Genomic DNA, 26970 nt, shown 5'->3' with positions numbered 1-26970 from the left:
TCCTAATCCTTGCGTCGCACTTCGATCGGCGCGAATGTGTCGGATTGTCGGATGACTATCTTGCCTTCCTTGACCAGTTCCAGGGAGGCCGCGAAGGTCGAGGCCGTGGCCGAGCGACGGCGCGCGGGATCGGTGGTGAAGCCCTCGGGCAGATAGGTCGAGATATCGGTCCATGTTCCCGCAAAACCGATCAGGCCGCGCATACGCTCGAGCGCCTGTTCCATGGTGAAGATCGCCTCGCGGTCCATCGCGTAGGGGCGGAATTCATCCTTGGTGCGGATGCGCGCATAACCCTGCATCAGATCAAGGAGCGTCGCGGTATAGGTCACGCGCTTGACCCGGGTGATGTCTTCGGGGATGCCGCGGGCAAAGAAATCCCGGCCCAACTGATCGCGCGCCATGAGCTTGGCCGCATGTTCGCGCATCGCTTGCAGGCGTTCGAGCTGGAACGCCAGGTGGGCGGCCAATTCTTCGCCGGATGGACCTTCTTCGGTCGGGTCTGGGGGCAACAGAAGGCGGGATTTGAGAAAGGCGAGCCAGGCCGCCATGACCAGATAATCCGCCGCCAGTTCGATCCGGAGCTGTTTGGCGCGCTCGACGAAAGCCAGGTATTGCCGCGCGAGATCGAGCACCGAAATCTTCAGCAGATCGACCTTCTGGGTCCGGCCAAGCATGAGCAGCACGTCGAGCGGACCTTCGAAGCCGTCGATATCGACGATCAGGGCTTCAGCCGCCATCCGGTCGGCCACCGGGGTCACTTGCGCCCCGCCCTGATCCTCGAAATCGTCTTCAGCCATCACCGCGTCCATTTATCAGCTGATCAAGCTTTGCCTCAAGGGCGCGAATGTCAACCTCGTCCGGTATGCGGCGGGCCTCCATCGCGCGTTCGGCGCGCGCAAGCCCCGCTGGAGACAGCCAGCCCGAGACATCGGCCACGGCGCGGCGCTCCTCGAGCGTGGCATTGCACAGCAGGACCACATCGCAGCCTGCATTGAGCGAGGCGCGCGCGATATCCGTGAGCGACCCCTTGAGTGCCTTCATCGAGATATCGTCGGTCATGACGAGGCCATTGAATCCGATCTCGTCCCGAATGATCCGCATCATTACCGGAGACGTGGTCGCGGGCCGGTCGTCGATCGCCGAATAGACCAGATGCGCGGTCATCCCCATCGGCAGATCGTTGAGCGACTTGAACGGCAGAAAATCCACCTCGGAGAGGTCACGATGCGCTGCACCGACCACTGGCAAGTCCAGATGGCTGTCGACCACCGCTCGGCCATGGCCGGGGATATGCTTTAGCACCGGCAAAACGCCGCCATCCATCAGGCCATCGGCCACAGCCCGGCCCAGACGGGCCACCGTGCCGGGATCGAACCCGTAGCAACGGTTTTTCAGAAAATCATGCGTTTCGGGACCGGCGACATCGACCAAAGGCGCGCAATTGCTGTCGATCCCCAGATCGCGCAATTCGGAGGCAATGATCCGATAGCGCAGATAAAGCGCCTCTTCGGCGTGCGGTCCGGCGACGGCGACATGCTCCAGAGGCGGCAGCCAATCGCGCCATATGGGTGAGCGCAGGCGCTGCACGCGCCCGCCTTCCTGATCGATGGTGATCGGCGCGTCGCGGCCAACGGCATCGCGCATCTCGGCGCAGAGCGCGCGCACCTGATCCGGCGTGTCGATATTGCGTGCGAAAAGGATGAAGCCGAAAGGATCGGCATCCGCGAAAAAACGCTTTTCCTCGGCCGTCAGACGCAGGCCTTCGGCATCGAGGATGCAGGCCCCGAATGGCGTACTCACCTTGTAACCACCGGAATACACTCGGCGTTTTCGGCCACGAGTGCGGAACAGAAGCGCCGCGCATCGTTGATATCGGCAAAGCCCATGGCGCGCAGGCGATAGAAGGTCCGTCCGCCGCTTTGCGCCTTCTGGATCACGCGATCCTTGCCGTCGAGATATTCGCCGAAACGCCCATCCAGACGGTCCCATTCCTTGCGGGCGATATCGGGCGAGGAAAACGCGCCCAACTGGGCAAGGCGTGTGCCGACGGGGATATCTTCGGGCGCGATCTCACGCGGGGAGTCAGAGCTGCTTGCGATGGTCAAAGCCGCCTGCTTCACCTGACCCAGTGAGGCGGGGCGCTGCTTGGGGCGCAAGGACCGGCCGATCCCGTCCGCGGATGCTGCATCAGTTGCGGCAAGCGGCTCGGGGGTGGCGGATGGCGCGGGCTCTTCAAGCGCCTGCAGCGGTTCGACACCATCGGCCATGCGCGCGGCCAGAGCTTCGACCGCAACAAGCTGCACGGCGCGGTCCTCATCGGTCAAACGCTCGTCTATCGCGGGGGCAGGTTCGGCATCGGCGACCGTCTCGGTCTCGTCGATGGGCTCCGCAGGTGCCTGCACAAGGGCGGACAGTTCGGCTTGCGGAATATCTTCGAGGGTCAGCTCAAGTGGCCTTGGCGCGAGGATCAGCTTATCTGCGGGACGCTCTGCGGTGCCTTCGGCGGCCACGGCGTTCACCGCCAGCCCCTGATGGGGGGCCTGGCGCCCGCCGGGATCTTCGGGCTGCACGCGCATCGGGCCTTCGGCGGCGCGCACGACCGGTACACCGCTGACATCACGCACAAGAAGCTTGTATCCCCAGACACCTATCCCGACAACGAGCGCCAGCGATATCGCCGCGCCCGCAAAATTGGTGAGTTTCGCGATACTGTTGCCCTGCCCGGGCGCAGCGGAATGCTGCACGTCTTGCCTGTCTGCCATGTCTCGCCTCGCTTGCACTCCGGCGATACTTGGCCGCCGGGGTTTGTTTACTGCCTGCCCCGGCGCATATGTGCGACTGTTATCGCATCTCTTCTGCCGGTGTGACGCCCAGAATACCAAGACCTGAGGAAATAACAACGGTCACGGATCGGGCGAGGGCGATTTTGGCCTGACTTGTTGCAGGGTTGTCCTCTTGCAGGAAACGCAAGGCAGGTTCGTCATTGCCGCGGTTCCAGAGCGCGTGCAGATCCGAGGCAAGATCGTAGAGATAGAAGGCCACCCGGTGCGGCTCGTTCGTGCGACCGGCAAGCTCGGCCATGCGGGGCCATTCCGCCAGCTTGCGGGCAACCGCCAGCTCCGCCTCGTGGACCAGCCCCGAGAGATCTACCTTGGCCAGTGTCGCGTCCTCCACATCGATGCCCGCCTCGCGCGCCTTGCGCAGCACTGAATTCACCCGCGCATTGGCATATTGGACATAGAAAACCGGATTATCCTTGGATTGTTCGAGCACCTTGTCGAAATCGAAATCCAGAGGCGCATCATTCTTGCGGGTCAGCATCACGAAACGGGTGACATCCGGGCCGACCTGATCGACGACATCGCGAAGGGTCACGAAGGTCCCTGCCCGCTTGGACATCTTGAACGGCTCACCATTCTTGTAGAGCTTGACGAGCTGGCATAGCTTGATGTCGAGCGGCACGCGATTGTCGCTCAGCGCGCCCACGGCGGCCTTCATCCGCTTGACATAGCCGCCATGATCGGCGCCGAAGACGTCGATCAGCTTGTCGAAGCCGCGCGTGATCTTGTCATAGTGATAGGCGATATCGGGCGCGAAATAGGTCCAGCTGCCATCGGATTTCTTGACGGGCCGATCCACGTCATCGCCGTAATCGGTCGACCGGAACAGCGTCTGTTCGCGCGGTTCCCAGTCCTCGGGGGTCTTGCCCTTGGGCGGTTCCAGCACGCCTTCATAGATCAGGCCGCGATCCTCGAGCGATTTGAGCGCCTTTTCGATCAGCCCCGTGCCGTAAAGCGACTTCTCCGAGAAGAACACATCCATCTCGACGCCAAGGGATTTGAGGTCGTCGCGGATGAGGTCCATCATCCGGTCGGTGGCAAAGCTGCGCACTTCGGCCAGCCAGACGTCTTCGGGTTGATCGACATAGGCCGCTCCGACCTCGGCCTTGAGCGCCTCGCCCACTTCGATCAGATAGTCGCCGGGATAGGTGCCATCCTCGAAGGCCACGGCCTGCCCATGCGCCTCGAGATACCGAAGGTAGACCGAGCGCGCCAGGACATCGACCTGCGCGCCGCCATCGTTGATGTAGTATTCGCGGGTGACCTCATAGCCCACGTAGTCCAGCAGGCTGGCCAGCGCATCGCCGAACACCGCGCCGCGCGTATGGCCGACATGCAAGGGACCGGTCGGGTTGGCGCTGACATATTCCACGTTGACCTTCTTGCCGGCACCCATCGCGGACCGACCGAACGCGTCGCCGTCTTGCAGAGCTGCGCGCACCACCGCGTGCCACATGCCGGACGACAGCCTCAGGTTCAGGAAGCCCGGACCGGCCACATCGGCGCTTTCGATCCGGTCATCCTCGAGCAGGCGCGCGGCCAGATCCTCGGCGATGGCGCGCGGCTGCAGACCGGCGGGCTTGGCCAGCACCATCGCGGCATTGGTCGCCATGTCGCCATGGGCCGGATCGCGCGGCGGCTCGACCGCCACATTCGCGAAATCGAGCGCTTCGGGCAGCTTGCCCTCGGCCTGAAGGCGGCCCAGTTCGGCCAGCACAAGCCCATGGATTTCGGTGAACAGATTCATCGGATCATCCCTTGTTCGTCGCGGGCCGGTTTATCATTGCCAGTGCCCGCGTCAATCGGAACGCGGCCAAAGCGGCAAAAGCGCCCCTCCGATGGCACCGCCATGCGGCCCGCACAGGAACATCACCGTCGAGACGAGGGCCTCCATCGAGCAGATGTCACCGACGCTCGCCGGAAGGCGTAACGCATTGCAGCAGATGCCATGCACCCCCAGCTTGTCATGGAGCATGCCGGGAAGCGCGGACAGCGCCTTGTCCAGAAGCGCACGGTCGATCCCGGCCAGCGGCGTGGGCGCGGAAAACAGCACGATCACCCGGCCCTGCCCGGCCTTCAACGCGCGCGCCAGATCCCGCGTCAATGCGGGGATGGAGGACATGGCCGCCGCAAGACGATCCGGATGGCGCAAGGGCTGCAGATGGATCAGGATATCGAGCGGTTCATCGGCCCAGATTTCACCGAACTGCGCGCTCAGATCGGCGCGCAGGGGATCAAGGGCCAGTGGTTCGATACGGTCACGCGCCAGCGTCGCCACTTCCAGTAATGTGGATTCCTCGCGGTCCATGAGCACGATCCGCGCGCCCACGCGGCCAAAACCATGCGCAAGTGCGATGCCAACCTCACAGCCAGCGCCCGCGATCACCACGGTCTTGCCAGAAAACTCCACGCCACGCAAACAAGCCACTCACACAAGCACCACCGGCATGGGGTATCACCGCAGCGGCGGGTAATCAACGCTCGGTCTGAGGTGCTTCGGTCCGATCCGGTTTTTGCGGCGCAAGCGCAAGAATACGAACACCCGAGAGTTTTTTCGGAGCCTGTTCATGCTCGATCAGGGTCAGCCCGGCGCTTTCATCATAGCTGGCCAGCAAGATGGCCTCGGGATTGTGCGCGGCCCAATCCTCGAGTGTGAATTCATCGGTCAGGTCGGTGCTGCGCACGCTCCAGCCGTCGCTCATCTTCGCGGCAAGCTCGTAATAGGTGAGCCCCCCTGCGGTGATGCGCCCGCCAAGAGTGGCCGGGAGCGCATGGCGCTTGCTGTCCTGTTTGGCGCGTTTGAGTTGAAAGACGTTCTCGCGGCCGAATTCCGGCGCGAGATCGGTGGCGACAAGGGTGTTGTAGGCATCGTTGTCGCTGATCGCCATGACCTGCCCATAGCTCATGATCTCGACGCCATGTTCTGCCGCTTCGGAAAGGATATCGCCGAAAAAGACCGGCACCCCGGCCTCGCGCGCGCTGCGCAGACGTGCGCGATTGGCATCAGCGATCAGTACGGGCACATCGCGGTCTTGCAAGGCTTTGGCAAAGGCCATGGCAAAGCGCGACCCGCCCACGAAGATCACGCCGGGAATGGCCGCCCCGGCCAGCCCGAAGGCCCGCGCCATGGGACGCAGTGAAAACCCATGCAACACGACCGTCGCCGCCACGAGAGCGAAGGCCAAAGGCGTCAGGAGAGCCGCATCTTCGATGCCTTCGGCAACCAGACGTTCGGCAAAAAGCCCCGCAACCGCGACCAGCACGACCCCGCGCGGTCCGGTCAACCCCACCAGCAGCCGCTCGCGCATCGGCAGCTTGGTGCCCAGAAGCGAGATCAGCACCGTCAGCGGGCGCACGATCAGGATCACGACGGCGACGAATGCCGCCGCTTGCCAGTTCAGCAGGGCCAGTGCGTCGAATTTCATATTTGCGGCCAACAGGATGAACACGCCCGACACCAGCAGGATCGTGGCATGTTCTTTGAAGCGGCGCAGCTCGGTATAGCTGGGCAGATCGGCATTCGCGATCCAGATGCCCATCACCGTGACCGCCAACAGGCCGCTTTCATGCAAAACCGTGTCAGACACGGCGAACACCCCCAGAAGCAGGGTGAAGAGCACGGGCACTTTCATGAATTCCGGCACCCATGCGCGGCGGAAGGATTCCGCAATCGCCCATCCCGACGCCACCCCCAGAACCGAGGCCACCACCAGACCGCGGGTAATGTCCAGCACGGCGTCGCCCGCGGATTCGGCTGCTTGCAGCACGAGTACCACCTCGAAGGCGAGAACGGCGGCCAGCGCGCCGATCGGGTCGTTGACGATGGCCTCCCATTGCAGCAATTGCGCCGGGCGCCGCCTGAGCCGGGCCTGACGCAAGAGCGGTGCGATCACGGTGGGGCCGGTGACGATCATGATCCCGCCGAACACAGCCGATGACGCCCAGCCAAGCCCCGCCACATAGTGCAGCGCCAAAGCCGAGAGCAACCAGCCAAGCGGCGCGCCGACAAAAACCAGCCGCCTGACGCCTTCGGCCGCCCCGCGCAGGCTTTGCACGCTGAGGGTCATGCCGCCTTCGAACAGGATGATGGCGACCGCGATCGAAATCAGCGGACCCATCAGCGGGCCGATATCGCGGCCTGGATCGAACAGGCCCGTCACCGGCCCGATCACCAGACCGGCCACCAGCATCAGCACGATCGCCGGAAGGCGCAGCCGCCACGCCAGCCATTGCGCACCGACGCCAAGCGCGCCGACCAGTGCAAAGCTCATCACTGGGGCCAGCGCCCCGGTCGTTGCCGCATCAATCGCCATGGTTCATGTCCCGCCCCATGCTCCGGCACCACCGGGCCCACCAAGAAGCCGGGCATGTTGTTGCAGGGCATAGCGGTCGGTCATGCCGGCGATGTAGTCGCTCACCAAGCGGGCCAGCGCGACATCGTCCGTAGCCTGTGCAACATCGTGTCGCCAGCGTTCGGGCAGATGCTCGGGCGCCGCGAGGTAGAACGGAAACAGCTCTTCGACGACGCGGGTGACTTTGGCGCGCATCTCCATGACAACGGGCGCGCGATACATGCGCGCGAACAGAAAGGCGCGGATCTCGCGCAGATCGCGCCACATGCCGTCCGAAAAGCGGATCACCGGACGCCCCAGATGCCGGATATCGGCGGCGTCGCCCGGCGCGGCTTGGGCCAGATGCCGGCGCGAGGTTTCGATCACATCGCCGACCATGACGCCGAAAACCCGCCGCAGCGCTTCGTGGCGGCGGCGATAGGGATCGAGGCCCGGATAAGCCGCGTCGACCTCGGCATAGCAGGCATCGATGATGGGCAGCCCCTGAATGTCGACCTCGGTGAAGAGGCGCGCGCGCAGACCGTCATGCAGATCGTGATTGTTGTAGGCGATGTCATCGGCGAGGGCCGCGACCTGCGCCTCGGCGCTGGCGTGGGTGTCGAGCTCGAGATCGTGGCGCGCATTGTAATCGTGCAGCGCATAAGGCAGATCGCCGGTGACCGGGCCGTTGTGCTTGGCGATGCCTTCCAGCGTGTCCCATGTCAGGTTCAGCCCGTCGAATTCCGCGTAATGCCGTTCCAGCGACGTGACGATGCGCAACGCCTGGGCATTGTGATCGAACCCGCCATAGGGCTGCATCAGCGCATCGAGCGCATCCTCACCAGTGTGACCGAAAGGCGTGTGGCCCAGATCATGCGCCAGTGCCACCGCTTCGGTCAGTTCGGAATTGAGCCCGAGCGCGCCAGAGATCGTCCTCGCCACCTGTGCCACTTCGATGGAATGGGTGAGACGCGTGCGAAAATAATCCCCCTCGTGTTCCACGAACACCTGAGTCTTGTGCTTGAGACGGCGGAAGGCACTGGAATGAATGATGCGGTCGCGATCGCGCTGATAACAGGAGCGGAACGCGCTTTCCTCCTCGGGCACCAGACGCCCGCGTGTGCGAGCCGGGTCCGAGGCATAGGGCATTTGCATGTCGGCCATCCTTGTCGGCTTTGTCCCGTTCCCATATATTGCAAGCAACAGGATAACGGAACCGTCAGGAGACCAAGATGCAATTGCCCCCGAAAGTGACAGAGCGCGCTTTCTCCCGCCTTAGCGAAATAGGCGCCGGCGATCAGGGTCAGGCTCTTCGCATCGCCGTGGAAGGTGGCGGATGTTCGGGTTTTCAGTATGACATCCGGCTGGATCAGCCCGCCGAGGACGATCTTGTTCTCGAAGGTTTGGGGCAAAAGGTGGTCGTGGATAGTGTCTCGCTGCCGTTTCTGGCCGGTGCCACCATCGACTTCACCGAGGAACTGATCGGCGCGCGTTTCACCATCGACAATCCCAATGCCAGCAGCTCTTGCGGTTGCGGAACATCTTTTTCGATGTAATCAGAATGGCTTGCGCGTGAAAGCTCATATCGCTTTCGGCAAGCTTTCACTCGGCCGGGACCACGGATTTGGGGCGTGACGCAGGCATCGGCCGCAAGCGCAACTGATCGCGCATCAGCATGGCGCTTGCTGCGATCATCAACCCGGCCCCCAGAAAGACCGACGCGGCGGGTGTCTCTGCGAAGAACAGAATGCCGAACAGCACCATCCACAGAAATTGCAGGTTGATGAGCGGTGTGACCACATAGGCAGGCATCACCCGCATCGCACCCACAAGCACCCACCGTGCCCCGAAAAGAATCACGCCATAGCTGAAGGCCCAAGCCAAATCCTTCAAGGGCATGGGCTGAAACACGAAGGGCAAGGCCAGGGCCATCACCACCATCAATGCGGCATTGGGATAGAAGACCTGTGCCAGAAGATTGCTTTCGATCCGGCAGATATAGCGCGCCGCCAACATCGATACCGTGCCAAGCAAGGCCGCCAGCAACGCCACGAGATGCCCGAGGCCAATAGACGACAGGCCCGAGGGAAAGAGGACCAAGACCCCCATGCTGGCCAGAGCAAGACCGCCCCATGCCTGCGGGCGCACCGGCTCGGACAGGACGGGCCCGGACAGAATGCCGGCAAAGATCGGGATGAGCGCGATGAACAGGAACACCTCGGCGAACGGCAAAAGCCGAAAGGCATGGAAAAACGCCACCGCCCCGGCCACCGTTGTCACCGAGCGTAGCGCCATGGCGCGCGGCGCATGCGTGCGCACACCCCTGTCATCGCGCAAGACGCGCGTGGCCAAAAGGCTCAGCCCGGCCACGATGCCGCCCGACACCGCAAAGAGTTGCGGCGCGGCATAGGAGGCGGCAAAGGCCTTGGTGATCGCATCGGCACCCGTGATCAGCAGCGTGTAGAGCACCATCAACCCCGCCCCGATTGCGGCGGGAGCGGCCAAGAGCACGCGCTTCAAGACCGATCTCCGCCGAGACGGGCCAGACCCGTGCGGGCAAATCCGGCGAAGAAGGCATCAAACCTGTCGGTGGCCGCCTCGGCCAGGGCAAGGACGGACCGGGCCTCGGACGAGAGTTTGTCATGGATCGCCGCTTTCATCACGAGCCAGTCCGCGCTGCGCCTGTCGCCCAGGCCATACATGCACTCGGACAATTCCCGCAACGGGCCTTGCCCTGAAGGGACGTGGCGAAACGCAAGCGGGCCCTCGGGCACGGCAAGGGAGAACCCACCCTGCCCGGCCAGCGCCAGATGCCAGTTGGCCATCAGAAACGAGTGATAATCGTCCGGCCCGGCCGCGGCGTCGACAGAGTTGATGCGGAACCGCGCCGCCTGATCGCGGATCCAACGCTCCCATATGTCCGGCGGCGTGGCCCCGGCAAAGCGCAGCGCGATACAGATTTCGGACAAAAGATCGAGGTTCATGTCGAGGAAGGCCAGCGTTCCGGCAAAGAACAGGCTGTCCAGGAACACCTCATCCAGACCGGGATCGCGGCGGCCATATTCGGAGAGGTAGAATACAATATGCGTCAGCTCATAGGCTGCTTTCTTGTTCGGCATGGCAAATGTTGCCGAGCGCCGCGCAAAGCCCCGCAACCGGTCATTCAAACCGACATCATGCGGCAGCGGATCGACCCCGCGTCGCAGGCAAAGCCGCCGAGCTTCGGCGCGCTGGAGGTCTGAAAGCTCGGCCTCGGCAAGACCCTCGGTCATGACCCAATGGACCAGCTTTTCGCCTTTTGCCCCGCCAATTCCGAGGTCTTCGAGATCAAGGCAGATGGACAGCAAGAAACGGTAATATTGCGGAAAAAACCCAAGACGGTTTTCGATGTCTTCATAAAAGGCCAGATGCACCGCAAGCGCGTCTGGCTTGGGCAGAGAGCCGGTTGTCTCGAGTACGTTGAGCAATTCGGCGTTTTCCTTCATCCAGAAAACGTCGTCGCGGTGGCGGCGCTGCGTTGCGAAGGTCGTCACAAGCGCCGCCTGTCCCGACATCTTGGCGGGTCGGCGAAACGGAACATTCAGTCGAACGATATCTCCCATGGGCTCTATCCCTTGTAAGGCAGGTTGATGAAGGGTCCGTTTCGCCCATGGCTCAGATGCTCGAGGTGAACGCCTGAACCAGATCGCCAAGCGCGGCCTCGCCCGAGGTGACGGGACCGATGGAGGAGGTGAACGCCTCGACCGCGTCGCCACGGATGGCTTCGCCTGTAGTGATCGGGCCGATGGACGACGTGAACACGTCGACCGCATCGCCGGCGAACATATTGGCACTTGTCACCGGACCGATGGACGAAGTGAAGGCCTCGACGGCGGAGCCGTCATGCAGGTTGGCGACGGTTTCGCCGACATGGGCCAGGGTTTCGATTTCGAGGGTTTTCAAAGCAAGCATGTCAGTCTCCCAGGTTAGGTTGCAGCCCCCTGACGATTGCACGTTTAAATTGTTTTTCAATTGGAAATTCTACCTAACCGAGTTTTCCACAGGCTGCTTTCCCGAATAGGGTGCAGCAAAATCCTGAATTTGTTCAGAAAATCCGACTGCCTAAATGTTGTATATAAACTTATCCACACCCCCAGATGTCGTGGATTTTGGCGCCGTTCCGCCCGAAGATCCCCGAATCAACCTATGCGTGATTCCATGTCGCGCGGCACGGTCCGACCCTTGCCTCGGGCGGTAAGCTGCGCAATAGAGGGGACGGACAAGCGGGGGCCGACCAGATGAAAATCGCCAGTTTCAACATCAACGGCATCAAGGCCCGTGCGCAGGCCCTTACCGATTGGCTGGACGAGGCGCAGCCTGATGTCGTCGTCCTGCAGGAAATCAAGTCGGTCGATGAGGGCTTTCCCTGCGAGCTTTTCGAGGATCGTGGCTACCGGGTGGAAACGCATGGCCAGAAAAGCTTCAACGGCGTGGCGATCCTGTCGCGGCTGCCCCTGGAGGATGTCACACGCGGCTTGCCCGGCGACGATGAGGACGAACAGGCGCGCTGGATCGAAGGCACCGTGATCGGAGACAAGACCGCCGTCCGGGTCTGTGGGCTCTATCTGCCCAACGGCAATCCGGCGCCGGGGCCGAAATATGACTACAAGCTTGCGTGGATGGAGCGGCTCAAGGCCCGCGCCGAGGCGCTGCTGGCCGCCGAGGAACCAGCACTCATGGCCGGGGATTACAACGTGATTCCCCAGGACGAGGACGCCAAACGCCCCGAGGCTTGGCGCAAGGATGCCCTCGCCCTGCCCGAAACCCGCGCGGCGTTCCGCCGGATCGTGAATCTGGGGTTCACAGAGGCGTTCCGCGCCTTTCATCAGGGGCCGGGCCATTACACGTTCTGGGATTACCAGGCAGGCGCGTGGAACCGCGACGATGGAATAAGGATCGACCATTTCCTGCTGACGCCACAAGCCGCAGATCTGCTCGGCGACTGCCAGATCGACCGCGACATTCGTGGCCGCGAGAAGCCGTCCGATCACGTCCCGATCTGGATCACGCTCGACGCGTGAATGAGTCCCCGCTCAGCCGATGTCCGGCGGGTGGGTGACGTCATGCGCATAGATCCAGTCGAACTGGCGCGCCATCTTTTCTGGCGCAAGTGTTCCGCCAAGCCGCATCGCCGTATGCGCGGCCCATCTCAGGGGGCCGAAGGACAGATGATATTTCCACGCGTTTCCATTGGCAGCGTTGACAATTCTCTGGGTCCGGTCCCGGCGGCGGGACTGATATCGCGCCAGAAGCGCATCCAGCGTGTCCGTCCCATCAAGCTCATCCGCGAGCACCCAGGCATCTTCCAGCGCCATGCAGGCCCCTTGGGCCATGAAGGGCAAGGTGGGATGCGCGGCATCTCCCATCAAGGCGACGCCGCCGCCATGCCAGGCTTCTGCCACCGGATGACGGAACAACCCCCATAGATGAACCTTCTCGATACGGCCTAGGAAATCCTGCACTTCGGGGCAGAAATCTCCGAATGCTGCACGCAAGGCCATGGGATCGTCTTCCTGCGACCAGCTTTCGGCGGCCCATGCCGCGCGCTCCTGAACGGCAACGATATTCCGCTGGCGACCGTCGCGCAGCGGATAGCTGACCAGATGCCGATGCGGTCCCATGAAAACCTGTGCCTCGAGCGGGGATGCGCCATCATCCGGCACAACCGCGCGCCATGCGATCTGCCGGGTAAAGAAGGGTGCGGCCGCCCCGTTCAGGGCCGCACGCGCGGTGGACTTCAACCCGTCCGCACCAATCACCAGATCGGCGGTGAGCGACGCGCCATTTGCCAGATCGACACGCGGACGATCCCCCGGCGTGACCCCGACGACCTTCTGCAAAAGCCGCAAACGGGCACCGGCATCGCGCGCACCATCGGCCAGAATATCGATCAGATCGGCGCGATGGACAAAATAATAGCCCCGCATGTCAAGCTGTGTGAGGTCGATCCGGACCACCGGCGCCCCACCATAATCGCGCAAGCTGACCGCCTGAGCCTCGAGCGCGCGCGCACTCAGCGCCGCCTCCAGACCAAGCGCACGCAGCACGACGGCTCCGTTCGGACTGACCTGCAGCCCTGCTCCGACCTCGGTGATTTCGGGTGCCTGTTCGAGCACGGTGACATCCGCGCCCCGCAACGCCAGAGCACGCGCGACAGTCAGGCCGCCAATGCCCGCGCCGATCACCAATATCTTCGTGTCCTGCAAACTCATGGTATTCTATTGGAACGAAAAACGCCGGAGCGAAAGCCCCGGCGTTCATGATTGATTGTGATCATAAGCTTCAGTCGTCGCGATGAACCTTCTCGCGACGCTCGTGACGCTCCTGCGCTTCGAGGCTCATTGTGGCGATGGGGCGCGCATCAAGCCGCTTGAGGCTGATCGGCTCGCCTGTGACCTCGCAGTATCCGTATTCGCCATTGTCGATTCGGCGCAACGCGGCGTCGATCTTGGCCACCAGTTTGCGCTGCCGGTCGCGCGTGCGAAGCTCGAGCGCGCGGTCGGTTTCTTCGCTGGCACGGTCGGCCACATCGGGAATGGCGCGCGTGCCATCCTGCAACCCTTCGATCGTGTCGCGGCTGTCCTCCAGCAATTCATTTTTCCAGGTAATAAGTTTGCGACGGAAATACTCAAGTTGCCGGTCATTCATGAACGGCTCATCTTCGGCCGGGTGATAATCCTCGGGCAGAAAGACTTCGGCTTTCATTTTGTTCCCCTCATCAAGGCCAACGTCTGGCATGAAAGTCTCCTCAGATCGCGGCGCTTCCTTGGCGCAGGAACTACACTCCGAGACTGCGAATGTCACTAGGCAATCACGCTGCATTGATGTGTTTTATATATGGGCTTACTGTGCCATCTTCAGCGGATTGAATGCCCGCGCAAAGGAGCGAAGCCGACATGAAATTCGAAGGGACCGACTCTTATGTCGCGACTGACGATCTGACCGTTGCTGTGAATGCGGCCGTGACGCTGGAACGTCCCTTGCTGGTCAAGGGCGAGCCAGGCACGGGCAAGACAGAGCTTGCGCGACAGGTGGCGCAGGCGCTTGGTCTTCGGATGATCGAGTGGAACATCAAGTCCACCACCAAGGCCCAGCAAGGGCTTTACGAATACGATGCGGTTTCACGTCTGCGCGACAGCCAGCTTGGGGATGAGAGGGTGCATGATGTGCGCAACTACATCCGAAAAGGCAAATTATGGGAGGCCTTCGAGACCGACGAAAAGGTCGTTCTGCTGATCGACGAGATCGACAAGGCCGATATCGAGTTTCCGAACGACCTGCTGCAAGAGCTCGACCGGATGGAGTTCTTTGTCTACGAGACCGGCGAGACGATCCGCGCGCGCAACCGGCCCATCGTCATCATCACCTCGAACAACGAAAAGGAACTGCCCGATGCGTTCCTGAGGAGATGTTTTTTCCACTACATCCGGTTCCCCGACATGGACACGATGCGCCGGATCGTCGAGGTCCATCATCCAGGGATCAAGGACCAGCTTCTGACAACCGCGCTGACGCAATTCTACGAGATCCGCGAGCAGTCTGGTCTGAGAAAGAAACCCTCTACCTCCGAAGTACTGGACTGGCTCAAACTGCTTCTGGCTGAGGACCTGACTCATGAGGACCTCAAGCGCGACGGGGCGGATGCGCTGCCAAAATTGCATGGAGCCCTTCTGAAGAACGAACAGGACGTACATCTTTTCGAGCGGCTCGCCTTCATGGCGCGGCGATCCCGCTGAACAAGATGTGACCAGCATGACCTTGTTTTTCCGACATAAAACGACGCCTTCCCATGCAAGGGATGCGGAAAAACGCACCGGTCACAGTTTTGCCCCCCGCCTTCCTTATCTTGGACAGCAAGCTTGGGTTTACAGGTCAGGTTCCATTGCTGGCGCGGGTCGCCAAGGCGATGATCCGGCCTGCCATGGCTCCGGATTGCCTGATCGACACAGCCACGGAACTCCTGTGCGGGGCGGTAACGCCCTGTTCGAGTTGGTGTTGGGTTCAGGTTTCGGAGGCATGATGCGCCGTATAATAATACCGCTTTGCTTGGCGCTCGGGGCCTGTGTGCCCAATACAGCGAGTGAAATGCCGTCGCGTGCAGCAACGCATGAAGAAAGCGCCATGCCGGCGATGAAAATGTTCGGCAGTCCTCAACCGATGCCCCCCGCGCGGTCCAACCGCGATATCGAGCGGGACTTTCTGGAATTGGCGTTCCAGTTGGAATCGGGGCGCACCCTGCCCTATCTGTCGCGATTCGATGGACCGATCACGATTCGGGTCACTGGCTCTCCGCCCCCGACCCTGATGCCTGACCTTAACCGCGTGGTGAACCGCCTGCGCACCGAGGCCGGTATAGATGTCATGGCCGTGCGCGGCGGCGACGCCAATATCACGGTCGAGGCGGTGTCGCGATCCGACATCAGGCGCCATCTGCCGCAAGCCGCCTGCTTCGTGGTTCCCAATATCTCGAGCCTCGCGGAATACAGCAAAGCCCGCCACACGCGCGCCACGAACTGGAGCCTGTTGACAGAGCGCCAAAGGCTGGCGGTTTTCCTGCCCAACGATGCCTCGCCACAAGAAGTGCGCGACTGCCTGCATGAAGAACTTGCCCAGGCGATAGGGCCTCTCAACGATCTCTACAGGTTGCCCGACTCGGTGTTCAATGACGACAACGTGCACACGGTGCTTACCGGGTTCGACATGCTCATCCTGCGCGCTTATTACGCGCCAGAATTGCGCTCCGGCATGACGCGCGCGCAAGTGGCCGCGCGATTGCCCGGCATTCTGAGCAGGCTCAATCCAATCGGTGATACGATCGCGCCGCGCAACAGCACCAGCACGCCACGCGCCTGGGTGCGCGCCATCCAGACGGCGCTTGGTCCCGGTGCGCGCCCCCCTGAACGACGCGAGGCCGCACTCGAGGCTTTGCAAATCGCGCAAGCGGTCGGCTGGCAGGATCACAGGCTTGCCTTCAGCCATTTCGCACTTGGCCGATTGAGCCAGTCCACGGACCCGGATTTCGCCCATGACCAATTCCTGATCGCAGATCGCATTTATCGCCAGTCGCCCGGGACGGACCTGCACCGTGCCTATACCGCGTCGCAACTGGCCGCTTATGCCATCAGCGAGGGGCGGGGAAATGATGCCCTCAAACTGGTGGAGCCGCATTTGGCCGTGGCAAAAAGCCATGAAAACGCCGCCCTTCTGGCCACGCTCATGATGCTGCAGGCCGAGGCGCTCGACCAGGTGGGCCGCGTCACCGAAGCACATGCCGTTCGGCTGGACAGTCTGGGCTGGGCGCGTTACGGGTTCGGTGCGGATTGGGCGGTGCGCGCGAAGCTGCGCGAAATCACCATGCTCAACCCGATCAGGGGATCAGACGGGTAAAACGAGCATATGATCATCATCGTCGGAGCCATTCTGGGCGCCACTATCGGAGCCATGATCGCCAAGCGCCGCAAAGGCAAATTGGCCGATATCCTCCAATACGCCTTTGTCTATGCGCTGGTCTTCACGCTGGCCGGTCTGTTCCTCACGCTGATCATCCACCGCGCCTCGATCTGAGGGGGCGCGCATGTTCCTGCCGTTCTTCGAAAATCTTCGCAAGGCCGGTATTCCCGTCAGTCTGCGCGAATACCTGACCTTTCTGGAGGCGATGACGGCGGATCTGGTCACCTATGACCTTGAGGGATTCTATTATCTGGCGCGCGCGTCCATGGTGAAGGACGAGCGATTGATCGACCGTTTTGACCGCGCCTTTGCCGCCAGTTTCCAGGGTCTGGAAGAGCTGTCGGCGGCAGATGTGCTGAATGCGGTCGATCTGCCGGCTGAATGGCTTCAGAAGCTGGCGGAAAAGCATCTGAGCGAAGAGCAGAAGGCCGAGATCGAAGCCCTTGGCGGGTTCGACAAGCTGATGGAGACGCTCAAGGAGCGGTTGCGCGACCAGCAGGGCCGCCATCAGGGCGGCAACAAATGGATCGGCACGGCGGGCACCTCCCCTTTCGGCGCCTATGGCTACAACCCCGAAGGCGTGCGCATCGGACAGGATCAATCCCGTCATCGTCGCGCGGTCAAGGTCTGGGACAAAAGGGAATTCCGCAATCTGGACGACAATGTCGAGTTGGGCACCCGCAACATCAAGGTGGCGCTCAAACGCCTTCGGCAATGGGCCCGTAGCGGCGCGGCGGACGAGCTGGATCTAGACGGCACGATCCGCGCCACAGCCGAGCATGGCTATCTCGACGTTCAAACCCGCCCCGAGCGGCGCAATGCCGTCAAAGTGCTGCTGTTTCTGGATGTGGGCGGATCTATGGACCCGCATGTGAAAGTGGTTGAGGAATTGTTCAGCGCGGCGCGCGCCGAATTCAAATACATGGAATATTTCTATTTCCACAATTGTCTCTACGAGGGTGTCTGGCGCGACAACCACCGCCGGTGGGATGCGCAGACGCCGACATGGGATGTGCTGCACACCTATGGCTCTGATTACAAATGTATTTTCGTGGGCGATGCCAGTATGAGCCCCTACGAAATCGCCTATCCCGGAGGCGCAAACGAACATTGGAACGCCGAAGCCGGTCAGGTCTGGCTGGAACGCGCGCGCCAGCAATGGCCCAGCCATGTCTGGATCAACCCGGTGCCTGAGCAATATTGGGGGCATACCCATTCGATCCGCATGATCTCGGAGATCTTCGAGGGGCGCATGGTTCCGATGACCCTGCGCGGAATCGACCAGGCGATGCGCGATCTGGTCCGCTGACGCGACGCTCTTTCCATATGTGAAGGCCGCCCCGACGGGGCGGCCTTTTGCTTTTTTCTGCGCGGCGATGACGCGGGATCAGTTGCCGATCAGCGCCGGCACGATCGTCACGATGGCCGGGAACAGGAACAGGATTCCCAGACCGGCAACCTGGATCAACACGAACGGAAGAACACCGCGATAGATATGCCCGGTCGTCACCTCTTTTGGCGCAACCCCCCGCAGATAGAACAAGGCAAAGCCGAAAGGTGGTGTCAGGAAGCTGGTCTGCAGATTGACGGCGATCATGATGGTCACCCATTTCGGATCGAACGTCCCCCCATAGATCACCGGCCCCACGATCGGGATGACGATGTAGATGATCTCGAGAAAATCCAGAACGAAGCCCAGAATGAACAGCACCAGCATCACGATCAGGAACACTTTGTATTCATTGTCGAAGCTGCGCAGGAACTGCTGGATATAGTGCTCTCCACCAAAAGAGATGACCACGAGGTTCAGCAATTGCGAGCCGATCAGGATGGTGAAGACCATGGACGTGACCTTGGCGGTCTCGCGAACGACCGGCGTCAGAACCCCACCCGCGAACAACACCCAACATGCATAAAGCAGTCCGAATGCCGCATATAGGTAAGCGGCATAGGCGCCAAAGAAGGCCATCCAGCTTTCAAGCGGAACATGTTCCTGATTGATGCGCAGGTCGAAATTGACGCCTAGAAGGATCGACACGATGATCGCCAGCGTGGCATAGATGATGACCATGCCCGAGCGGTCCTCGTCCCGCAAACGGCGATACGCCGCCAGCATGATCGCACCACCCGCACCGAGTGCGGCGGCAGGTGTCGGGTTCGTGATCCCCCCGAGGATCGAGCCAAGCACCGCCACGATCAGAACCAGTGGCGGAAAGACCACGCGGATCAACTCGTTCTGCGCAAGTCGCACCACCCCATGAGAACAGCCATAAAGCGCCAGTGCATAGGGGATCGCAAGGATCAGCAGCGAAAGCCCGGAACTGGTGGAGGGTGCGATCAGCAGCACATCCGCAATCAGGGCCAGCACGATTCCGAGTGCCCCCACAAGCAGCGGTGCCTGCTCGGCCGTCGGGCGCACACCGCGCGCCACCACAAGGATCAGCGACAGCAGAAGCAGGATGGTCGCGACACCGGTTCCGATCGGCGCGGCATTCGCCTCTTTCTCGGCGACAAGCTCGGCGATCTGCTCGGGCGTGAGGCGCGTGCTCTCCGTCTGGCCGCCGGCCTCGTCGATGGCCTTTTGCTCGGCCACGGCCTCGTCCCAGGCCTCCTGGCCGTGCAGCTCGATCATGGAAGCCTTGCACGCATCGCTGACATTGGTGCGCAGCGACGCAGATGCCCCACGGTCCGTGAAGCTGTCGACCTGCAGGTTTTGCGAGCCGATGACATTCACCTGACTGAGCAGAAGCATCCCCGCGACCAGCGCGGTCGGAACTCCCACAAACCACGTAAACGCCTCGTTGCGGCTCAAAGGCTCGGCATTGGCCCGGCCCAGTTCCACCGCAGGCGCCCGGCTGGGATTGAAGAGTGCATATCCGAAGGCATAAAGCGCATAGAGCAGCGCCAACATGATACCGGGCAGCAAGGCGGCCTGAAACAGTGTTCCCACGGAGACGACAGCCGGTTCGCCCAGATAGGTTAGCGCATCGGTGCAGCCGGCTGTTTGCGCGCGCGCTTCCTGGGCCGTGGAATAGAGATCTCCCGCGAGTGTTCCCAGAAGAACGATCACGATGGATGGCGGGATGATCTGCCCCAACGTGCCACTTGCGGCGATGACGCCGGTCGCGATCTCGGGGCTGTAATTGTTACGCAGCATGGTGGGCAGCGACAAAAGCCCCATCGTGACCACCGTCGCCCCGACAATGCCGGTCGATGCAGCCAGAAACGCCCCCACGACCACGACCGACACCGCCAGCCCGCCCGGAAGCGGGCCGAAGACCCGCGCCATGGTGGTCAGCAAGTCATTTGCGATCTTCGAGCGTTCCAGCGTGATCCCCATCATGACGAACATCAGAACGGCCAGCAGGGTCTCGATGGATTGTCCTGCAAGCACGCGCTCGTTGATCCGGTTGACGATGAAACTCACGTTGCGATCAAGAGCCACTTCCCAACCCTGCGGGAAGACCGGCTCGCCGATCCGCGGCAATTCGGGATATCGGAAAATCGATATCGTCTCGGGCCTGATGCCCGACGCGATCAGCGCATCATAGGCCTGGCTCGATGTGTCGATCGCCTGATGAATCAGCAGACCCGCGCTATCAAGTGCTGCGATGATCCCGAAGGACAGGATGCCGGCACCGCCGATGGCGAAGGCCACCGGAAACCCGGAAAGGATCCCGCCGAAAAGACACAGGAACACGATGATCAGGCCGATCTCGACTCCGTCAAGTCCGAATAACATGGCTGCCCGTCCCCTTAATGTGTGCCTTCGAAGGCTTCTTGGCCCTCGCCAAGACTATCCTTGTCGAGATACTTGTTTTCGCTTTCCGGTCCCTCGCGCCATTCGAGGAAAGACCGGTAGAAGAACGCCACCGCATGGATGAAGACCATCCCCGCAAAGGCGACCAGCAGGATCTTGAACAGGAAATACGCGTTGAACCCGTTGGGCGAGAAGCCGATCGTCTCGACGTTCCAGCGCAAGGCGCGTGACTTCATCAACAGACGATCAAGGGACTCGCTGGCCGATGGGTTGGGCACGATCAGATGGCGCCACATGAAGAACCAGCCATAGAGCCAGATGATAACCGCCATCGGCATCATGAAGATCAGCGATCCAACCATGTCGATGACCCGTTTGGTACGAAAGCTGACCGCGGAATAGATCAGGTCGACACGCACATGCCCACCCTGAACGAATGTGTAGGTAGCGCACAGCGACACGACCAGCGCGTTGTAGAGCTTGAGTTCCTCGGACCACCAACTGATGTCCATCTCAAGCGGAATGCCGAAGCCGATCACGATTTCGGGCCGCGCGAAGATGCGCTGCAGAAAGACGATGATGATCTGCTGGATCACCATGATAAGCCCAGCCCATGCGAAAAACCGTCCGACGGTGTTGGCAAACCCTTCGAGTACGCGCACGCATCCCCACATGAACCCGTTGCGCCACAGGCCGATGCCCGTGCAGACGAGAAACGCGGTGAAGACCACGAAGAAGAATTCCACCGATCCGCCGTAATAGACGAACCGCATGATCGCTTCCTTGTCCGACCAGTCGAGCCAAAGATGCGGATGACTGATCGCATAGCCCAGATTGTAGAAGGCCATGGCGATGTTCTGAACAAGCCAAAGGATGCCATCCAGAACGGCACCAAGCCCGCCGGTTGTGGCAGTATCATTCATCACGACAATCCCCGAATGGTCTGCAAGTCATGGCCCTGTTTACGCGTTGGTCTTTCAGGCAGGGTCTTGCAAGGCTGGCCGGCAAAAGATGCCGTGCCCCCGGCAAAAGGGGGACACGGCCGATGCTTGCAAGCCGAGCTTAGAGGCCCATCACGCGGTTACGCTGCGCGGCGAATTCGCCTTCCGAGCGGCTGGCCCAGGACGCCGAGCTTGCCAGCGACGCCATGTAGCTGTCGTAGCAGGTCTTGTAGATCTCGTCGCTCAGCGATCCCTCGACCACCTCTTTCGACGCGGCGCCGAACGCATCCCAGATGGCGTCCGAGAAGCTCAAAAGCTTCACGCCGCTCGACTGCAGACGTGTCAGGGCCGCCGAGTTGTTGGCCATGAACAGCGACATGGTCCACAGGTTCGAGGCGCGCGCGGCATTCTCGATGATCGACTGCTGCGCGGGCGTCAGGCTTTCATAGACTTCGAGGTTCACGTTCAGGTTCAGGTTCGGACCCGGCTCGTGGAAGCCGCCGGTGTAATAGAACTTGGTGATTTCCTGGAAACCGGCCTTTTCATCCGCCCAGGGACCGATCCACTCGGTGCCGTCGATCGCACCCGAGGCCAGCGCCTGATACACTTCGGCGCCCGGCAGGTTCTGAACCGAGGCGCCCAGCTTGCCCATCACCTGGCCACCCTGCCCCGGCATCCGGAAGCGTAGGCCCTGGAAGTCTTCGACCGCGTTCATCTCCTTGGCATACCAGCCGCCGGATTGCGGGCCGGTGTTGCCCGCCGGGAAGCTCTTGAGGCCGAAGATCGAATACAACTCGTCGGCCAGCTCACGGCCGCCATCATGATCGAACCAGTTGTTGAATTCCTGGAACGTCATCCCGAAGGGCACCTGGCTGAAGAATGACAGCGCAGGATGCTGGCTAAGGAAATAGTAATCCACACCGTGGAACAGGTCGGCCTGTCCGGCGGTCACGGCATCGAACACCTCGAATGCGCCGACCAGTTCGCCCGCGGCCTTCAGATCCACGGTCAACTGACCGTCGCTCATCGCGGTGATCGCATCGGCACAGTATTGCGCGCTGTCATGCACGCCAGCCAGGCCGCGACCCCAGGTGGTCACCAATGTAAGAGTGCGCTTTCCCTGCGCATAGGCAGGGGCGGCCAGACCTGCAGCGGCAGCTGCAGTGCCGCCAAGCGCGGAATTCTTCAGAAACGAACGACGATCCATAGGTATCTCCTCCTGGATATGAGCCTTCGCCAAATCCTCCGGCGGCGCAAGACTCGGTTAAAGTAGCCGGAACCTATCGTGTGATGGCACGGACGCAAATACCAACTAATGCGTAGATTGCATCAAAAAGGCCAAAAAATGAGACCCCCGGCTCTGACGCCTCCGCCCAGGCGGACCATAAGTGCGGACTAGGATTTTCCGTCAATTCAAGCTAACCGGGCGCGTAAACGTCCCTGAATGACAGTGCCTGCATGAATTACGGCCAGAAACTCTTTCTCACCGCAACACTGCCGTTGATCCTGGCGGCAGTCGCGATATCGGTTCTGGTCACGCTGCAGTCCCGCCAGCTCGCCGAGCGCGAAATCCGGCAACTCGAAGAACAGCTGATCGCGGCCAAACGGGCCGAATTGAAAAACTACCTGTCGCTGGCTCGTAATGCCGTCATCAACATCTATGGCCGCGCGGGCCCCGACGACGCGGCAGCCAAGCTTGAAGTAACGCGCACCCTCGCAGCGATGCTCTATGGTCAGGACGGGTATTTCTTTGTCTTCGATTATGACGGCAACAACCTTGTCAGCCCCCGAAAAACCGATCTGATCGGCGCCAACTGGAGCGGGATGACCGATCCGAACGGGATCGAGATCACCGACGAATTGATCCGTCTGGCACGCACGGGCGGCGGCTATCACACCTATGACTGGCCCAAGCCCTCGACCGGCGAGATCGCCCGCATGGCAGTCTATGTGATCGGCTTTCAGGACTGGCGTTGGGCCATCGGCACCGGCGTCTTCATCGACGATGTGGTGGCCACCGTGGCCGCGTCCCGCGAACAGGTGGAAAGCCGCGTGCAGCGGACATTTCTCTATATCGGGGGGATTACGCTGGCTGCGTTGCTGCTCGTGTTCACCAGCGGGCTGTTCATCAACATCCGCGACAGGCGGGTGGCCGATGCGAAGCTCAAGAAACTCACTCAACGCGTGTTCGACGCACAGGAAGAGGAACGCCGCCGCGTCGCCCGCGAATTGCATGACGGGATCAGCCAGATCCTTGTCGGTGTACGCTTTTCGCTGGAAATCGCAAAACGCCGGCTGGCCAATGGCGACAGCGCAGGCTGCGATAATCTGGATCAGGGAATAGAACACCTGTCCGGCGCCATTCAGGAAGTGCGCCGCATCAGCCGCGATCTGCGTCCCGGCGTGCTGGACGATCTCGGGCTTGGCCCCGCGATCCGGACCTTGGCGGAAGATTTCGGTCAGCGCACCGGCATCGAGGTTTCGTTCGATACTGTCGTGTTCCGCAACCGCCTTGATGAAGAAGCAAAGATCGCTCTCTACCGGGTCGCCCAGGAAGCCATGACCAATATCGAGCGTCATTCCGGTGCGACCCATGTGGCGATCGACCTGCGCGGCCACAGCCGGGGCGCCACCTTGAAAATCTCCGACAATGGCCGGGGCATTCACCCCGATGATCCGGCCAACGCCCATGGCACAGGTTTGGGCCTTCGCAACATGCAGGAACGGGTCGAGCAATTGAACGGCACGCTGCATATACAGTCGTCGCGAAACGGCGGCACCCTGATCGAGGCCAATGTGCCCCTCACCCATCTTCTGCCCCCACAAGATCGCCTTGGCGACGAGACAAGAGCCACCGCATGACAGACCCAAAGACTGCCCCCTTCCGCATCGCCATCGTCGACGATCATCCGATGGTTGCCCAAGGCCTGCGCACCATCCTGGAAAGTTATGATGACATCGAGGTGATCGCCTCGCTCTCGAGCGGCGAGGCGATCATAGAGCGGGTCGAGGCGCTGCAACCCGATGTGATCCTGCTCGATCTCAACATGCCCGGCATCGGCGGATTGTCCACGACCGAAATCATCCTGGAGCGGCGTCCCGAGACGCGTATCCTGATCCTCTCGATGCATGACAGTCCGGAATATATCGCGTCGGCGCTCAGTCACGGTGCGGTGGGCTATGTGCTCAAGGATGTGCCGACCGAAGAGATCAAACACGCGATCGATGCGGTGATGACCGGTCAGCGTTATCTTTGCACCGGCGCAAAAGGCTCGCTTGAACCCTATCAGCGGCCCGGTCGCGAGCAGTTGACCAACCGCGAACAGACGATCCTTTTGCAGCTGGCGCAAGGCAAGTCGAACAAGGACGTGGCGCAAGCGCTGGATATCTCGGTGCGCACCGTCGAAACCCACCGCAAGAATATCAAGCGCAAGCTCGGCATCAGCTCGACCGCTGGGTTGACGCGCTATGCGCTGGAGCACGGTGTGCTGCAGGGCGGCACGATGGCGCGGCTGTGACGGGAAGCCGGTCATTGGCACGGTCTGATTGCGGCCAGTCGCCTCGAGGCGCAACAAATGGAAAGAATCCCCCCGGCTTCACGAAATCTTTTCTTTGAAATGTGGTTGACGCCCCCCTCAGTGCAACCTAATGTCCCGCGCACGTAGTAAGGGAGTCGCCGTCAATGGCACCGCTAGTCGTAATCGTAGGCAACAGGCGCATGGGCCGGTAACGGACGCCATAATGGTCCCCATGCGCCCCCGGAATACCGGGGGCTTTTTTATGCGTAGAACAGTGAATTGACGTCATGAACGGAGCAAAGCGATGACACGTCAGATGACCGGAGCGAAAATGGTGGTTCAGGCCCTCAAGGATCAGGGCGTGGACGTCGTATTCGGATATCCCGGCGGTGCGGTGCTACCGATCTATGACGAGATCTTTCAGCAAAATGACATCCGCCATGTTCTTGTCCGGCACGAGCAGGGTGCGGTCCATGCCGCTGAAGGCTATGCCCGCTCCACCGGCAAACCGGGCGTGGTTCTGGTGACATCCGGCCCCGGCGCCACCAATGCGGTGACTGGCCTCACCGACGCGCTTATGGATTCCATCCCGATCATCGTGCTGACCGGTCAGGTGCCGACCTTCATGATCGGCAACGACGCCTTCCAGGAGGCCGATACCGTCGGCATCACGCGCCCCTGCACGAAGCATAACTGGCTGGTGAGCGACACCAAGAACCTTTCCGAGATCCTGCATCAGGCGTTTCACGTCTGCACCGCGGGCCGTCCCGGCCCGGTTCTTGTGGACATTCCCAAGGATGTGCAATTCGCCTCGGCCGAATACACTCCGCCGCAAAAGGCCAAAACCAGCCATTATCAGCCGCAGGTCAAGGGTGACATGGCCACGATCATCGAACTGGTCGAGGCGATGGAAGTGGCGGAACGTCCGATCTTCTACACCGGCGGCGGCGTCATCAATTCCGGTCCAGCCGCCAGCCAGCTTCTGCGCGAGTTGGTCGAATCCAGTGGTATCCCCATCACCTCGACCCTGATGGGGCTGGGTGCATATCCGGCCAATGGCCAGCACTGGCTGGGAATGCTGGGGATGCACGGCCTTTACGAGGCCAATATGGCAATGCATGGCTGTGATCTGATGATCAATATCGGCGCGCGGTTTGACGACCGGATCACCGGGCGCCTGGACGCGTTCAGCCCCGGCTCGAAAAAGGCGCATATCGACATCGACCCGTCATCCATCAACAAGGTGATCAAGACCGATATTCCGATCATCGGCGATATCGCCCATGTGCTCGAAGACGTGCTCAACGTCTGGAAATCGCGTGGCCGCAAGGTGAACCGCGAGGCGATCCAGAAATGGTGGGCCAAGATCGAGGCGTGGCGCAAGGTCGATTGCCTTGCCTTCAAACAGGAGGGCAAGTCGATCAAGCCACAATATGCGCTGGAACGGCTCGAAGCGCTGACCAAGGACCATGACCGCTATATCTGCACCGAAGTCGGCCAGCATCAGATGTGGGCAGCTCAATATCTGGGCTTCAACGATCCCAATCGCTGGATGACCTCGGGCGGACTTGGCACCATGGGCTATGGCTTCCCGGCATCGATCGGCGTGCAGATGGCCCATCCCGATGCCTTGGTCATCAATGTCGCGGGCGAAGCAAGCTGGCTGATGAACATGCAGGAGATGGGCACCGCCGTGCAATATCGCCTGCCGGTCAAGCAGTTCATCCTGAACAATGAACGTCTGGGCATGGTGCGCCAGTGGCAGGAACTTCTCCATGGCGAGCGTTATTCCTCCAGCTGGTCCGAGGCGCTGCCCGATTTCGTGAAGCTCGCCGAGGCGTTCGGCGCCAAGGGTATCCTTTGCTCGGATCCCGCAGATCTCGATGACGCGATCATGGAGATGTTGAACTATGACGGGCCGGTGATCTTCGATTGCCTCGTCGAAAAGCACGAGAACTGCTTCCCGATGATCCCGTCGGGCGAGCCGCATAACAAGATGCTTCTGGGGCAGAACGCCTCGACCAAGGATGCCATCGGATCAAAAGGCGCGGTGCTGGTCTGACCGCATGAGGGCGCGCGTGCCCTGCCCTC

The 26970-nt window shown here is 61.3% G+C and carries 24 protein-coding genes; 9 read left to right on the top strand and 15 right to left on the bottom strand.

Features of this window, described 5'->3' with window-relative positions; all coding sequences use genetic code 11:
• Positions 1-2 precede the first annotated feature (2 nt).
• From F3H35_RS11145 to F3H35_RS11115, 7 genes are all read right to left on the bottom strand, one after another.
• Positions 3-797, bottom strand: coding sequence for a segregation and condensation protein A (locus F3H35_RS11145; protein ID WP_149779670.1), 795 nt, complete (start codon positions 795-797; stop codon positions 3-5).
• On the bottom strand, positions 790-1800 hold the full coding sequence (nagZ, locus tag F3H35_RS11140) for a beta-N-acetylhexosaminidase (protein ID WP_223228386.1): 1011 nt from the start codon (positions 1798-1800) through the stop codon (positions 790-792). Before nagZ ends, F3H35_RS11145 begins: the two co-directional genes overlap by 8 nt.
• Positions 1797-2762 (bottom strand): SPOR domain-containing protein, encoded by a 966-nt coding sequence (locus F3H35_RS11135; protein ID WP_149779668.1) that lies wholly within the window; start codon positions 2760-2762, stop codon positions 1797-1799. The genes nagZ and F3H35_RS11135 overlap by 4 nt, the downstream gene beginning before the upstream one ends.
• A gap of 79 nt (positions 2763-2841) precedes the next feature.
• Positions 2842-4587: an arginine--tRNA ligase gene (argS, locus tag F3H35_RS11130; RefSeq protein WP_149779667.1), complete on the bottom strand. Its 1746-nt coding sequence runs from the start codon at positions 4585-4587 to the stop codon at positions 2842-2844.
• 51 nt (positions 4588-4638) lie between these two features.
• Positions 4639-5250: a Rossmann-fold NAD(P)-binding domain-containing protein gene (locus tag F3H35_RS11125; protein WP_149779666.1), complete on the bottom strand. Its 612-nt coding sequence runs from the start codon at positions 5248-5250 to the stop codon at positions 4639-4641.
• A gap of 64 nt (positions 5251-5314) precedes the next feature.
• On the bottom strand, positions 5315-7153 hold the full coding sequence (locus F3H35_RS11120) for a cation:proton antiporter (protein ID WP_149779665.1): 1839 nt from the start codon (positions 7151-7153) through the stop codon (positions 5315-5317).
• Between the two features lie 3 nt (positions 7154-7156).
• Complete coding sequence (locus tag F3H35_RS11115) at positions 7157-8326, bottom strand: deoxyguanosinetriphosphate triphosphohydrolase (protein ID WP_149779845.1); 1170 nt, start codon at positions 8324-8326, stop codon at positions 7157-7159.
• A gap of 77 nt (positions 8327-8403) precedes the next feature.
• Between F3H35_RS11115 and F3H35_RS11110 the strand changes: the two genes are divergently transcribed.
• Positions 8404-8727 (top strand): HesB/IscA family protein, encoded by a 324-nt coding sequence (locus tag F3H35_RS11110; protein ID WP_149779664.1) that lies wholly within the window; start codon positions 8404-8406, stop codon positions 8725-8727.
• A 46-nt stretch (positions 8728-8773) separates the two neighbouring features.
• On the opposite strand, the gene F3H35_RS11105 is transcribed toward F3H35_RS11110, so the two are convergent.
• The 3 genes from F3H35_RS11105 to F3H35_RS11095 are packed head-to-tail and all read right to left on the bottom strand — an operon-like array spanning position 8774 to position 11122.
• Entirely contained in the window at positions 8774-9682 is a 909-nt protein-coding gene (locus F3H35_RS11105; protein WP_317510559.1) for a DMT family transporter, read from the bottom strand.
• Between the two features lie 5 nt (positions 9683-9687).
• Positions 9688-10773, bottom strand: a complete 1086-nt coding sequence (locus F3H35_RS11100; protein ID WP_149779662.1) for a DUF6902 family protein — start codon at positions 10771-10773, stop codon at positions 9688-9690.
• Positions 10774-10825: 52 nt separating this feature from the next.
• Positions 10826-11122, bottom strand: a complete 297-nt coding sequence (locus tag F3H35_RS11095) for a DUF6749 family protein (protein WP_149779661.1) — start codon at positions 11120-11122, stop codon at positions 10826-10828.
• A gap of 326 nt (positions 11123-11448) precedes the next feature.
• Here F3H35_RS11095 and xth point away from each other — a divergent pair, with 326 nt between their 5' ends.
• Positions 11449-12231 (top strand): exodeoxyribonuclease III, encoded by a 783-nt coding sequence (gene xth / locus F3H35_RS11090; protein WP_149779660.1) that lies wholly within the window; start codon positions 11449-11451, stop codon positions 12229-12231.
• A gap of 12 nt (positions 12232-12243) precedes the next feature.
• Here the strand turns inward: xth and F3H35_RS11085 are convergent, their stop codons facing one another.
• Positions 12244-13422: an FAD-dependent oxidoreductase gene (locus F3H35_RS11085; RefSeq protein WP_149779659.1), complete on the bottom strand. Its 1179-nt coding sequence runs from the start codon at positions 13420-13422 to the stop codon at positions 12244-12246.
• A gap of 70 nt (positions 13423-13492) precedes the next feature.
• Positions 13493-13948: an RNA polymerase-binding protein DksA gene (gene dksA / locus F3H35_RS11080; protein WP_149779658.1), complete on the bottom strand. Its 456-nt coding sequence runs from the start codon at positions 13946-13948 to the stop codon at positions 13493-13495.
• 158 nt (positions 13949-14106) lie between these two features.
• On the opposite strand from dksA, the gene F3H35_RS11075 reads away from it, so the two are divergent.
• From F3H35_RS11075 to F3H35_RS11065, 4 genes are all read left to right on the top strand, one after another.
• Complete coding sequence (locus tag F3H35_RS11075; protein ID WP_149779657.1) at positions 14107-14946, top strand: AAA family ATPase; 840 nt, start codon at positions 14107-14109, stop codon at positions 14944-14946.
• Positions 14947-15229: 283 nt separating this feature from the next.
• Positions 15230-16597 carry a DUF2927 domain-containing protein gene (locus F3H35_RS11070; RefSeq protein ID WP_149779844.1) on the top strand — a complete coding sequence of 456 codons (1368 nt, stop codon included), beginning with the start codon at positions 15230-15232 and terminating at the stop codon, positions 16595-16597.
• A 9-nt stretch (positions 16598-16606) separates the two neighbouring features.
• On the top strand, positions 16607-16774 hold the full coding sequence (locus F3H35_RS18870) for a hypothetical protein (protein WP_188129953.1): 168 nt from the start codon (positions 16607-16609) through the stop codon (positions 16772-16774).
• 10 nt (positions 16775-16784) lie between these two features.
• A complete protein-coding gene (locus tag F3H35_RS11065) occupies positions 16785-17969 on the top strand; it encodes a vWA domain-containing protein (protein WP_149779656.1) in 1185 nt (394 codons plus the stop codon).
• A gap of 78 nt (positions 17970-18047) precedes the next feature.
• Here the strand turns inward: F3H35_RS11065 and F3H35_RS11060 are convergent, their stop codons facing one another.
• The 3 genes from F3H35_RS11060 to F3H35_RS11050 form a co-directional block, all read right to left on the bottom strand.
• Positions 18048-20402, bottom strand: a complete 2355-nt coding sequence (locus F3H35_RS11060; protein ID WP_149779655.1) for a TRAP transporter large permease — start codon at positions 20400-20402, stop codon at positions 18048-18050.
• 14 nt (positions 20403-20416) lie between these two features.
• A complete protein-coding gene (locus F3H35_RS11055; RefSeq protein ID WP_149779654.1) occupies positions 20417-21343 on the bottom strand; it encodes a TRAP transporter small permease subunit in 927 nt (308 codons plus the stop codon).
• Between the two features lie 139 nt (positions 21344-21482).
• Positions 21483-22568: a TRAP transporter substrate-binding protein gene (locus F3H35_RS11050; protein WP_149779653.1), complete on the bottom strand. Its 1086-nt coding sequence runs from the start codon at positions 22566-22568 to the stop codon at positions 21483-21485.
• Positions 22569-22819: 251 nt separating this feature from the next.
• On the opposite strand from F3H35_RS11050, the gene F3H35_RS11045 reads away from it, so the two are divergent.
• From F3H35_RS11045 to F3H35_RS11035, 3 genes are all read left to right on the top strand, one after another.
• Entirely contained in the window at positions 22820-24223 is a 1404-nt protein-coding gene (locus F3H35_RS11045; RefSeq protein WP_149779652.1) for a cache domain-containing protein, read from the top strand.
• A complete protein-coding gene (locus tag F3H35_RS11040; RefSeq protein WP_149779651.1) occupies positions 24220-24879 on the top strand; it encodes a response regulator transcription factor in 660 nt (219 codons plus the stop codon). The genes F3H35_RS11045 and F3H35_RS11040 overlap by 4 nt, the downstream gene beginning before the upstream one ends.
• Before the next feature lie 304 nt (positions 24880-25183).
• On the top strand, positions 25184-26941 hold the full coding sequence (locus tag F3H35_RS11035) for an acetolactate synthase 3 large subunit (RefSeq protein WP_149779650.1): 1758 nt from the start codon (positions 25184-25186) through the stop codon (positions 26939-26941).
• Positions 26942-26970: the final 29 nt, after the last annotated feature.

Origin of the sequence: Roseovarius litoreus (genome assembly GCF_900142765.1) — a bacterium.
Classification (GTDB): domain Bacteria; phylum Pseudomonadota; class Alphaproteobacteria; order Rhodobacterales; family Rhodobacteraceae; genus Roseovarius; species Roseovarius litoreus.
The sequence above is the reverse complement of the archived record's forward strand: the minus strand, read 5'-3'. Positions and strand labels throughout refer to the sequence as shown.